11 protein-coding genes are annotated in these 10,840 nt (G+C 68.7%); 3 read left to right on the top strand and 8 right to left on the bottom strand.

The genetic code is table 11. The features are described from left to right. The first annotated feature begins 83 nt into the window (after window positions 1-83). Entirely contained in the window at window positions 84-764 is a 681-nt protein-coding gene (locus LGN17_RS34075; RefSeq protein WP_226201228.1) for a hypothetical protein, read from the top strand. 12 nt (window positions 765-776) lie between these two features. On the opposite strand, the gene LGN17_RS34070 is transcribed toward LGN17_RS34075, so the two are convergent. The 3 genes from LGN17_RS34070 to LGN17_RS34060 all read right to left on the bottom strand — a co-directional run bounded on the left by LGN17_RS34070 (window position 777) and on the right by LGN17_RS34060 (window position 3,395). Next, complete coding sequence (locus tag LGN17_RS34070) at window positions 777-2,087, bottom strand: MFS transporter (RefSeq protein ID WP_175954233.1); 1,311 nt, start codon at window positions 2,085-2,087, stop codon at window positions 777-779. A gap of 100 nt (window positions 2,088-2,187) precedes the next feature. After that, window positions 2,188-3,204, bottom strand: coding sequence for an ABC transporter substrate-binding protein (locus LGN17_RS34065; RefSeq protein WP_226201227.1), 1,017 nt, complete (start codon window positions 3,202-3,204; stop codon window positions 2,188-2,190). Then, complete coding sequence (locus LGN17_RS34060; RefSeq protein ID WP_226201226.1) at window positions 3,201-3,395, bottom strand: hypothetical protein; 195 nt, start codon at window positions 3,393-3,395, stop codon at window positions 3,201-3,203. Before LGN17_RS34060 ends, LGN17_RS34065 begins: the two co-directional genes overlap by 4 nt. Before the next feature lie 47 nt (window positions 3,396-3,442). Here LGN17_RS34060 and LGN17_RS34055 point away from each other — a divergent pair, with 47 nt between their 5' ends. Together LGN17_RS34055 and LGN17_RS34050 are read left to right on the top strand one after the other, a co-directional pair. Continuing rightward, on the top strand, window positions 3,443-4,108 hold the full coding sequence (locus tag LGN17_RS34055) for a response regulator transcription factor (protein WP_174944973.1): 666 nt from the start codon (window positions 3,443-3,445) through the stop codon (window positions 4,106-4,108). Next, window positions 4,095-5,516 carry a sensor histidine kinase gene (locus tag LGN17_RS34050; protein ID WP_226201225.1) on the top strand — a complete coding sequence of 474 codons (1,422 nt, stop codon included), beginning with the start codon at window positions 4,095-4,097 and terminating at the stop codon, window positions 5,514-5,516. Before LGN17_RS34055 ends, LGN17_RS34050 begins: the two co-directional genes overlap by 14 nt. A gap of 25 nt (window positions 5,517-5,541) precedes the next feature. Here the strand turns inward: LGN17_RS34050 and LGN17_RS34045 are convergent, their stop codons facing one another. The 5 genes from LGN17_RS34045 to LGN17_RS34025 all read right to left on the bottom strand — a co-directional run bounded on the left by LGN17_RS34045 (window position 5,542) and on the right by LGN17_RS34025 (window position 10,720). Further along, window positions 5,542-5,988: a hypothetical protein gene (locus tag LGN17_RS34045; protein ID WP_226201224.1), complete on the bottom strand. Its 447-nt coding sequence runs from the start codon at window positions 5,986-5,988 to the stop codon at window positions 5,542-5,544. Between the two features lie 74 nt (window positions 5,989-6,062). Further along, window positions 6,063-6,827, bottom strand: coding sequence for an ABC transporter ATP-binding protein (locus LGN17_RS34040; protein ID WP_226201223.1), 765 nt, complete (start codon window positions 6,825-6,827; stop codon window positions 6,063-6,065). Then, complete coding sequence (locus LGN17_RS34035; RefSeq protein ID WP_226201222.1) at window positions 6,824-7,681, bottom strand: ABC transporter ATP-binding protein; 858 nt, start codon at window positions 7,679-7,681, stop codon at window positions 6,824-6,826. Before LGN17_RS34035 ends, LGN17_RS34040 begins: the two co-directional genes overlap by 4 nt. An 11-nt stretch (window positions 7,682-7,692) precedes the next feature. Then, on the bottom strand, window positions 7,693-9,504 hold the full coding sequence (locus LGN17_RS34030; RefSeq protein ID WP_226201221.1) for an ABC transporter permease: 1,812 nt from the start codon (window positions 9,502-9,504) through the stop codon (window positions 7,693-7,695). A 22-nt stretch (window positions 9,505-9,526) separates the two neighbouring features. Then, complete coding sequence (locus tag LGN17_RS34025) at window positions 9,527-10,720, bottom strand: ABC transporter substrate-binding protein (RefSeq protein ID WP_011356128.1); 1,194 nt, start codon at window positions 10,718-10,720, stop codon at window positions 9,527-9,529. Window positions 10,721-10,840 lie beyond the last annotated feature (120 nt).

The raw sequence follows: 10,840 nt of genomic DNA, 5'->3' as shown, positions 1-10,840 counted from the left end.
GCGTGGCGCTACAATCCTTCGCCATCACCGTCCCGCATCCTTGCGCGCCCATGCGCCAGCCGATCGCATTCCCCTTCGCCACGATGAAAACACTCCGCAGCTACGTCCTCATCTCCTGTGCGGTGCCAGCCGGCTGGCTTGCCGTATCGCTGCTGTGCTGGCCCGTCCTGCTCGCGCTGCAGGCCCTGACGACGGCCGTGTTCATCCCGCATCCGGCCGGCAGCTACATCGGGCTCGGGTTCGTGTCGACCGCACGGCTCCTGGATTTTCCGACGAGCTTCGTCGGCGCGTTTTCGGTGCCGTTCATGAACGTGCCGCTCGGGTTCATCGCGATCGCCTGGTGGTTCGCCGTCTGGCTGATCGTACCGTCCGCATACCGGCGCTACCGCACCAAGCCGCGCGGCCGTGCGTCACGGGCCGTCGTGTGGCGTGCGGTCCGATCGTGGCTGATCACGACTGTCGTGCTCTTCGTCGTCGCGATACCGTTCCTGCGGCGCTACGAAATCGTCACGCCCGATCATCTCTACGTGCGGCACCTGTTCGACTGGCACGAGCGCGCGTATCCGCTTGCGTCGCTGAAGGAGATCCGCGTGGACATGCCCGAATACGGTCGCGGCATCGTCACGTGGGACTTCATGTTCGACGGCGGGAACCGCTTCTCCACGACCGCGCCGGACATCGACGCGCTCAAGTACCTGCTGTCGAACAACGCGCACGTATCGACCAACTTCAGGGTCGTAGGGAACCACGTGACGATGCGGTGACGCCGCACGCCGTCACGCCCGCGCCGCCACCATCCCCCGCTCCGACCGCGTCCACGCGACCAGCGCGCCGATCCCGAGCAGCGCGAGACACACGATCGGCACGATCATCGGCCCGAACGCGGTGCCCGTCACCTTGCCGGCAAACGGCATCAGGTTCTGGCTGAAGAAGCCGCCGAGGTTGCCGATCGAGTTGATCGCCGCGACGCTCGCCGCCGCCCGTGCGCCGGTGAAGTAGCGCGGCGGCATCGACCAGAAGCACGGATACAGCAGCGGGATGCATGCGCCGCCGAGCACCAGTGCGATGAAGCGCAGCGGCGTCGACGGCAACACGAGGCTCAGCAGGAAGCCGAGCGCGCCAAGCGCCGCGACGATCGCGATCGTGCGCAGGATGCTCTTCGCGCGGCGCAGCTTCGCCGGCAGCCACAGCAGCAGCAGCACGGCGAGCGCCCACGGCAGCATGCTCAGGAAGCCGTTCGTGCTACTCGACACGCCGAACGACTTCACGAGCGTCGGCAGCCAGTACGTCACGCCGTACAGCGACGTCGACATCAGCATGTAGGTCGCCGCGAACAGCATCACGCGCGGATCGAGCAGCGCCTTCCACGGCTGGCCGTGCTCGGCCTTCGCGGGCTTCTCGCGTTCGAGCGCGGCCTCGACGATCTGCTTCTCGCGCTCGTCGAGGAAACGCGCGTCGCGCACCGATGCGGGCAGCACGCGGAACACGACGATCGCGACGATCACCGCCGGGATGCCCGTCGCCACGAACACCCACTGCCAGCCCGCGAGCCCCCACACGCCGTTCAGGCTCAGCAGCACGCCGCCGACCAGCGAGCCGAGCATGTTCGCGAGCGCGCTGCCGAGCGTAAAGATGCCGAGCACCTTCGCGCGATAGCTCTGCGGAAACCACAGCGTCAGGTAGTAGATCACGCCCGGATAGAAGCCGGCTTCGGCGATACCGAGCACGAAACGCAGCGCGCAGAACGCGGGCATCGACGTCGTGAAGCCCATCAGCACCGTGATGAGCCCCCACGTCAGCATGATCCGCGCCAGCCACACGCGCGCGCCGTAACGATGCAGCGCGAGCGTGCTCGGCACCTCGAACAGCAGGTAGCCGATGAAGAACAGCGACGACGCGAGCCCGAATGCGGCTTCCGTCATCCCGAGGCTGTGCACCATCTGCAGCTTCGCGAAACCGACGTTCTGCCGGTCGATGAACGCGATCAGGAACATCACGACGAGGATGGGCATCAGGCGCCGCGCCAGCTTCGACATGATGCGCTGTTCTTCGGCGGACGCGGGGTCCAGGGTGTCGGTAGCGTTCACTTCAGGCTCCTTGCGTGAATCGGTTGTATATCGGTTGAATCGGCGCCGCCCGCGACGCTTGCACGGGCGCGACGGGTTTCGATGAAAGTAAGCGGCGGCATCAGCCCGACCGGTAGTCGTCGAGCATCGGCGCGAACATCTCGTGCCACGCGCGCGGCTTGGCCTTGATCGTGCCGGCCAGGTACAGGAATTCGACGTAGTCCATCAGCTGGTTCGGCAGCACCGAGAAGCGCGTGTCCGGCGCGGCGAGCATCCGCATCACGTCGTCGTGCGACACGCCGACGCCCGACGATGCCGCATAGAGCGCGGCCGCCGCGCGCGGGTCCTGCGCGATCAGGCGGTTCGCTTCGTCGAGCGCGCCGAGAAACGCGCTGGCCAGCTCGGGCGCCGTATCGACGAGCCGCTTCGGCGCGAACACGACGTCGAGCGTCATCGGCCCGAGCACGTCGACCGAATTCACAACGCGGTGAATGCCCGGCTGCCGCAGCTCGAGCGTCGAGAACGGCGGCGACGTGAAGTGCGCGGTGACGCCGTTCTCGCGGCGGATCAGCGCCTGCATCGCCTGCGGATGCGGCAGGTTCACGGTGATCGAATCAAGCTGCGCGAAATGCTTCGGGCCGAGTTGCCGGCTCGCGACCATCTGCAGCACGACCGCCGACAGCGACGTGCGGATGCCCGGCACCGCGATCCGGTCGGACGGCGTGAAGTCGCGCAGCGACGTCAGGCCCGGCCGGTTCGCGTTCAGCGACAGCGACGTGGCCGAAAGCCCGCTGATGCCGATCACCTCGACGTTCGGAATGCCGCGCGCCCGCGCCCACAGCTCGATGAAACCCGGCGCGCCGGCGCCCGCGAAATCGAGCGTGCCGGCCATCATCGCGTCGTTGACGGAATTGCCGCCATCGAGCAGCACCCAGTCGACCGCGACGTCGCGCACGCCGTGGCGCGCCGCGTGCCGCTCGAACAGCCGCTGCTTCTCCATCACGAGCAGCGGCAGGTACAGCACGCCATAGCCTTTGGAAATCCGCACCGTGCGCGGCTTCGCGCGCACGAGCGCCGGCGCGGCCAGCACGCCGAGCCCGGCGGCGATCAACGCGCGGCGGCGCGGTAACGTCGTCATGCGCGCGCCGCCGTGCGGCGGGCGGCAAACGGCCACGCGAAGGCCAGCGTCGCGCCACGCCGCGCGTTCGTCGTGCCCATGACATGCTGCATGTTGCCGTCTCCTTGAATATTTCTGGTATTAATGCCGTCCTTGCGAGCTTCTTCCGGCTCGACACAGGTTATCGACCGAGTCTGAGAAAATGCTGACATCCCGGCCCCGGGAAAACCCCTAACCCACCCACCTGCGAAACGGCACCATGCGCATTCTCGTCGTGGAGGACGATGCCGAAATCGGCGCGGCGATCCGCAGCCGCCTGGCGCGGCTCGGCCATGCCGTCGATCTCGAAACCGACGGCGCGACCGCACACGGGCTGCTGCGCGTCGAGCGCTTCGATCTCGTCGTGCTCGACGCGAACCTGCCCGGCATGGACGGCTTCACGGTGCTGCGCCACCTGCGCGCATCGGGCAGCACGACGCCGGTGCTGCTCGTCACCGCGCGCTCGGCGATCGACGACCGCGTGAGCGGCCTCGGCCTCGGCGCCGACGACTACCTGGTGAAACCGTTCGATTATCGCGAGCTCGATGCCCGCGTGCAGGCGCTCCTGCGCCGCAACAGCGGCCATGCGAACGACGTGCTGACACTCGGCGGCCTCGTGATCGACCGCAGCAGCCGCCTCGCGGAACTCGACGGCCAGCCGCTGTCGCTGTCACGCCAGGAATTCGCGCTGCTCGAAATTCTCGCGAGCCGCCCGCAGCGGATCTTCTCGAAGGACGAACTGCTGAACCAGCTGTTCAGCTTCGGCAACGAGCCGACCGCGAACGCGGTCGAGCAGTACGTGACACGCGTGCGCAAGAAGCTGCAGGGCAGCTCGGTCGAGATCCGTACCGCGCGCGGGATGGGGTACCAGATTGCGGCGCATTGACTGGTTCCCGAAGACGCTGTTCGGGCGCACGCTGCTGTTCATCGCGCTCGTCGTCGCGACCGGCGCGCTCGCGCTCGCGGCGATCGCGCGCTACTACGCGGGCGTCGCGGCCGAACGCGCGTACGACCAGTTGCTGGCGGGCGCATCGATCCAGGTCGCGGAAAACCTCTACGTACAAGGCGGCGTGCTCGCACTGAATCCGCCGGTGGCCGCGCTGTCGACGCTGTCGCGCTACGACCTCGTCTACTACAAGGTGGTCGATTCGCGCGGCATCGTCGTGGCCGGCTACAACGATCTCGCGAGCCCCGCGACGCTCGCCGCCGCGAAACAGGGCCCCGCGTTCGCGAACGGCATGTACCAGGGCCACCGGATCCGCACCGCGACCATCGCACGCTACATGCCCGAGGAAAGCACGCCGGGCTGGGCGCTCGTGACCGTTGCGCAAACCACCAACGCGCGCCAGCAGCTCACGAACGACATGAGCATCAAGGTCTGGACGCTGATCCTGCTGATGAGCGTGCTCGCGATCGGTGCGAGCGGCCTCGCGATCCGGCGCGGCCTGCGCCCGCTCGCGCAGATCGGCGCGATCATCGCCGCGCGCGACCCGGCCGACCTGCGGCCGGTGGCCGTCGATACGCCGAGCGAGATCGACGCGATCATCGGGGCGATCAACGGGCTGATGCGCCGCCTGGCCGAGCGCATCAATGCGATGCAGCGCTTCATCGCGGATGCCGCGCACCAGATGCGCACGCCGCTCGCGCGGCTCGACGCGCAGATCGAGCTGCTCGACGGCGAAGCCGATCCCGCGCGTCACGCGGCGCGGCTCGACGCGTTGCGCGCGACCTGCTCGGATGTCGGGCGGCTTACCGGCCAGCTGCTCAACCACGCGATGGTGATCCATCGCACCGAGGCCGTGCCGCTGCAACCCGTCGAACTCGTCGCGCTCGCGAAGGTCGTGCTCGGCCGCACGATTCCGCTCGCGGGCGAGCGCGACGTGGCCGTCGCGTTCGCAAGCGACGCGCCGCTCGCCTGGATCGACGGCGACGCGATCAGCCTGCAGGAAGCGCTGTCGAACGTGTTGCACAACGCGTTGCTGCACGGTCACGCGGACGACATCGTCGTCTCGGTCGCGACGCAGGGCAACGCCGGCGATGCCGTGACGCTGACCGTCACCGACAACGGTCGCGGGATTCCGCGCGAGCACTGGGATGCCGCGCTGCAGCCGTTCGTGCGGATCGCACCGGACGGCAGCGAACGGCGCACCGGGTCGGGCCTCGGGCTGGCGATCGTGCAGGAAGTGATGAAGGCGCACGGCGGGCGCGTCGGGTTTGCGTTCCCCGATGCGGGCGGGTTCGCGGTGGTGTTGACGTTTCCGCGCGCGACGGGAATCGGCGCGGAAATGGCATGAGCCTGCGGACCTGCGCAGCAGGCGTTCAATCGTTGCTGTCGTCATCGAAGCGGTTGCGCTCCACGTGCCGCGCGACCACCCGGTCCAGCTCGTCGTACTGACGATCGCAAAACAGCCGGCACAACGTATCGACGTCCGCGCGCGCGTCGACGTCGATCGTGTCGACATGCCGCTCCAGCTTGCCCTTGCCGATCCCGAACAGCCCCTTTTTCATCCGCATGGAAACGGCATTCAGCTGGAAGCCGCCCGCATGCGCATCGCTCAACGCGGTCACCCACAATTCCCGCTGATCGTCGGCATGCTGCAGCACGAGGGCCGGCAACGGGCCTTCCTGCGTATCGTCCCATTCGGCATGCTGCGCCGCCCACGGGAATGCATCGAATGCCTGCATGAACGACGGGTAATCCGTCGCCCCCTGCGGATCGAGTTGCTCGAAATCGTAGCCGACCTTCTGAATGGAATAAGTCAACATGGCGCGGTAGCCCCCGTGGCGTTCGAGTTCAGGAGAACGTCAATTTACGCCGAATATAGGAAACGTCACACCCACTACGCCGCTGCGGCCTCCCCGCCGAGATACGCATCGCGCACGCGCTCGTCGTCGAGCAGCGTCTTCGCGGGCCCTTCGAGCACGACGCGCCCCGTCTGCAACACGTACCCGTAATGCGCGATCTCCAGCGCGAGGCTCGCGTTCTGCTCGACCATGAACACGGTCACGCCCTGCCGGTTGATCGCATCGATCAGTTCGAGCACCTTGTCGACGTACAGCGGCGACAGCCCCATCGTCGGCTCGTCCATGCAGATCAGCTTCGGTCGCGCCATCAGCGCCCGCGCCATCGCGAGCATCTGCTGCTCGCCGCCCGACAGCGTGCCCGCTCGCTGCGTCAGCCGCTCGCGCACCCGTGGAAACAGGTCGAGCACGCGTTCGTAGTCTTCCGCCACCGCCGTGCGGTCGCCGCGCGTGTACGCGCCCATCAGCAGGTTCTCGCGCACGCTCATGTCGCCGAACAGCCGCCGCGCCTCGGGCACGGCCGCGATTCCGCGGCGCACGCGCTGCGGCGTCGCGACCGCCGTGACGTCGTCGCCGTCGAAACGCACGACGCCGCGGCGCGGCCGCATCAGCCCGAGAATCAGTTTCATCGTCGTCGACTTGCCGCTCGCGTTGCCGCCGAGCAAGCTGACGATCTGCCCGCGGCCAACCTCGAAGTTCACGTCGAAATGCACCTGCACCGGCCCGTAGAACGTGTCGAGGTGTTCGAGTGTCAGCAGCGCGTCGGTCATGGTCGTGTGGAGCCCTGAAGAAAGTGCGGTCATGCGGCCGCCTGCGCCGCGCGGTCAGCCGGCGCACCGCCCGCATGGCGGCGGCCGAGGTACGCCTCGATCACGCGCGGATCGTGCCGCACGTCGCGCGGCGCGCCTTCGGCGATCTTCACGCCGTTGTCGAGCACCATCACGCGATCGGACACGCGCATCACGAGTTCGAGCTTGTGTTCGATCAGCAGGATCGTCAGGCCGCGCGCCTTCAGCGACTGGATCAGTTGCAGCATCTCGGCCGTCTCCGTCTCGTTCATCCCGGCCGTCGGTTCGTCGAGCAGCAGCAGGCGCGGATGCAGCGCGAGCGCGCGGCCGATCTCCACGCGCCGCCGGTTCGCATACGACAGGCTGTGCGCCGGATGATCGATGCGCGGCGTGAGCCGCTCGCCGAACCCGGCGACGATCGCGCGCGCCTCGTCGCGCAGCGCGGCTTCCTCGCGTCGCACGGCCGCAGGCCGCACGAGCGCGCGCAGCACCTCGGCCGCCGCGCCGAGCGCGGGCCAGCCCGGCCGCGCCGCGCGCAGCCGCGCATGCGCGCCGATCAGCACGTTGTCGAGCACGCTCAGGTTGCCGAACACGCGGCCGTGTTGGAACGTGCGCGCGATGCCGAGCGCCGCCAGGCGTTCGGGCGCCGTGCCCGTGATGTCGCGGCCGTCGAACGTCACGCGGCCGGCATCGGGCCGGTCGGCACCCGCGATCAGGTTGAACAGCGTCGACTTGCCCGCGCCGTTCGGCCCGATCACGCTCAGCAGTTCGCCGTCGGCGAGTGACAGGCTCGCGCCGTCGAGCGCGGTCACGCCGTCGAAGCGGCGCGTCAGGCCCTGCACGTCGAGCAGGGGTCGATGGGTGGTCATCGTGTTCCTCCTTACACCGTGCCGAGCAGGCCCTGCGGCCGGAACCGGACGAGCAGCAGCAGCACGAGGCCGTAGATCAGCATCCGGTAGTCGGCCGCCCAGCGGAACAGCTCGGGCAGCCCGATCAGCGCGATCGCGCCGGCGATGCCGCCGAGCACGTTGCCGAGCCCGCCGAGGATCACCATCGTCAGCGCGAGGATCGACACCTGCGAATCGAAGGTCTGGTGATTGATGTAGCTGTACAGATGCGCGGCGATCCCGCCGCTCACGCCGGCCGCGACGCCGCCGACCGCGAACGCGATCGCCTTGTAGCGGTTCGGCGCGATACCATGCGCACGCGCGGCGACGTCGTCCTCGCGCACCGCGCGCAGCGTGCGGCCGAGATGCGAGCGCAGCAGCCGCACCTGCACGAGCGCGAACCCGACGAGCACCGCGAACGTGAACCAGTACGCGGCACGCGCGGTCGTCGCCCACGGCAGCGGTGCGATGCCGGCGATGCCGAGCGGGCCGCGCGTGAGGCCGTCCCAGTTCAGGATCACGAGGCTCACCACTTCGCCGATGCCGAGCGTCGCGATCGACACGTAGTGCCCGCGCAGCCGGAATGCCGGATAGACGAGCAGCGTGCCGAGCACGGCCGTGATGACGCCCGCGCACGGGATCGTCACGGCCGGCGACCAGCCGAGATCCGACGACAGCAGCGCCGACGCATACGCGCCGATCACGAGCAGCGCCGCGTGACCGAGCGAGATCTGCCCGACCGTGCCCGCGACGAGCGTGAGGCTCAGCGCGAGCAGCCCGTACAGCCACGCGTTGGTCAGCGTCTGCAGCACGTACGGCGACGCGCCGAGCCACGGCAGCACGACCGCCAGTGCGATCAGCACGACGAGCAACGGGCGCGGCACGCGCACGGCCTTCGCGGCCGCGAGGAAGGTGCCCGTCATCGGCTCGGGCGGCAGCGCGCGGTTCGCACTGAACAGCCCGTTCGGCCGCCATACGAGGAACACGATCAGCAGCCCGAACGCGAACAGGTCGCGATAGCTGGTGCCGAACAGCGCGACGCCGTAGCTTTCGACGAGGCCGAGCAGCAGGCTGCCCGCGATCGCGCCCGGCACGTTGCCGAGCCCGCCGATCAGCAGTGCGACCACGCCCTTCAGCGTCGCCTGGAAGCCCATCGCCGGATCGATGCTGTTGTAGTACATGCCGACCAGCAGCCCGCTCACGCCGCCGAGCGCGCACGCAATCGCGAACACGGCCTGGTTCACGCGGTCGACGTCGACCCCCATCTGCAGCGCCGCGTCGCGATCCTGCGCGGTCGCACGCACGGCCCAGCCGAGCCGCGTGAAGCGCAGGAAGCCGTACAGCAGCGCGGCCGCCGCGATGCCGATGCCCGCGATCAGCAGGTCGAGCGAGCCGAGCGTCGCGCCGGCGATCCGCAGATGCCAGTCCGGCAGCGGCGTCGGCACCGCGCGCGGGTCCGCGCCGAATGCGAGCTGCGCAAGCTGGTCGAGGATGAAGCTGATGCCGATCGTCGCGAGCAGCGGTGCGATGCGCGCCGCGTGGCGCAGCGGCCGCAGCCCGATCCGCTCGATTGCGACGCCGAGCGCGCCGCAGCCGACCACGACCGCGGCGAGCGCGACCGGCAGCGGCAGCCCGAAGCGCGTCAGGCACAGCCAGCCGATGAACGCACCGGCCATGTAGACCGAGCCGTGCGCGAAGTTGATCAGGTGCGACACGCCGAAGATCAGCGCGAGCCCGACCGCGAGCAGCGCGTAGATGTTGCCGACGATGAGGCCGTTGAGCGTGTAGTCGAGCCAGGAAGCCATCACGATGCGTCCGGGTTCCGAATCAGCGCGCCGCGAGCTGCGGTTTCGCGCCGTCCCACAGCGCCCACTGGCCCTGCTTCACGACGAGATAGACGGTGCGTGCGCCCGCGACGCGGCGCGTCTGCGGATCGAAGCGCACCTTGCCGAAGATCACGCTCGGCACGTCGCTGATTTTCGCGAAGCCGTCGTGCGCGGCCTGGCGCGTCGTGCCGTAGCGACGCAGCACCTCGGCCGACAGGATCAGCGCGTCGTATGCGCGCGCCACGAACGAATCGGGATCGGCATGGAATTTCGCGCGATAGCGCTGCACGAACGCCTGCACCTCGGGGCGCGGCTCGGCCGGGAAGAAGTTCGATTCCGTATAGACGCCGTCGACGGCCGCGCCGCCCAGCTCAAGGAACTTCGGCGAATACACGGAGCCGACTGCCGCGATCGGCAGCGTGACGCCGGACGTGCGCGCCTGACGCACGATCTGCGCGCCGTCCGCGTAGTACGAGATCAGCACGATCGAATCGGGTTTCGATGCGCCGATCCGCACGAGCGTCGAGCGGAAATCCTTCTCCGTCGGCTGATAGCCTTCGGCCGCGACGACCTGCGCGCCGAGCCCGGCCACAGCCTTCGCGAAGATGTCCTTGCTGGTACGGCCCCAGTCGGTGTTCAGGTACAGCACCGCGATCCGCTTGAAGCCGAGTTCCTTCACCGCGTAGCGCGCGAGCAGCGGCTGCTCCTCGGCCTGGCTCAGCGCGGTGCTCCACAGATAGTCGCCGCCCTTCGTGAAATCCGGATGCGAGTTCGTGAAGCCGAACTGGATCAGCTGCCCGCGCTGGTAGATCGGCGACGCGGCCATCGACGTCGCGCTGGAGAAGTCGCCCAGCTCGATCGCGATGCGCGGATCGGCAACGAACTTCTGCGCGATCGCCACGGCCTGGCGCGGGTCGCTGCGGCTGTCCTGGAAGTCGACTGCGAGCGGCCGGCCGTGAATGCCGCCGCTGCCGTTGATCTCGTCGAGCGCGAGATCGAAGCCGCGCTTCCATTGTTCGCCGTACTGCGCGTCCTGGCCCGTGAGCGGGCCGCTCACGCCGATCACCACCGGCTCGCCCGACACGCCCGCCGCGAGCGCGCCGCCCGTCGACAAGCCCCATGCGGCAGCGAGCGCCGCCACCGTGCCCAGCACGCGCCGCCATGCACCGCGCGCGTCGTTCCCCGAAACGTTCATGCGTCCCCCAGCTTCAGTCAGTCGAAAAGAGTGAGGGCATGTAACCATCCGGTTCAGGACGATCCAACGAAGTTTTGCGCATATCGATATCGTGCGCGGCGCGAACGGGTGGGTGCTCGC

Source organism: Burkholderia sp. AU30280 (genome assembly GCF_020420125.1).
Lineage (GTDB): Bacteria > Pseudomonadota > Gammaproteobacteria > Burkholderiales > Burkholderiaceae > Burkholderia.
The sequence above is the reverse complement of the archived record's forward strand: the minus strand, read 5'-3'. Positions and strand labels throughout refer to the sequence as shown.

Excerpts from the sequence above, each read along its gene's own strand:
- LGN17_RS34075 (WP_226201228.1), top strand. The coding sequence starts at position 84 with ATGAAAACACTCCGCAGCTACGTCCTCATCTCCTGTGCGGTGCCAGCC.
- LGN17_RS34065 (WP_226201227.1), bottom strand. The coding sequence starts at position 3,204 with ATGACGACGTTACCGCGCCGCCGCGCGTTGATCGCCGCCGGGCTCGGC.
- LGN17_RS34060 (WP_226201226.1), bottom strand. The coding sequence starts at position 3,395 with ATGTCAGCATTTTCTCAGACTCGGTCGATAACCTGTGTCGAGCCGGAA.
- LGN17_RS34055 (WP_174944973.1), top strand. The coding sequence starts at position 3,443 with ATGCGCATTCTCGTCGTGGAGGACGATGCCGAAATCGGCGCGGCGATC.
- LGN17_RS34045 (WP_226201224.1), bottom strand. The coding sequence starts at position 5,988 with ATGTTGACTTATTCCATTCAGAAGGTCGGCTACGATTTCGAGCAACTC.
- LGN17_RS34040 (WP_226201223.1), bottom strand. The coding sequence starts at position 6,827 with ATGACCGCACTTTCTTCAGGGCTCCACACGACCATGACCGACGCGCTG.
- LGN17_RS34035 (WP_226201222.1), bottom strand. The coding sequence starts at position 7,681 with ATGACCACCCATCGACCCCTGCTCGACGTGCAGGGCCTGACGCGCCGC.
- LGN17_RS34030 (WP_226201221.1), bottom strand. The coding sequence starts at position 9,504 with ATGGCTTCCTGGCTCGACTACACGCTCAACGGCCTCATCGTCGGCAAC.
- LGN17_RS34025 (WP_011356128.1), bottom strand. The coding sequence starts at position 10,720 with ATGAACGTTTCGGGGAACGACGCGCGCGGTGCATGGCGGCGCGTGCTG.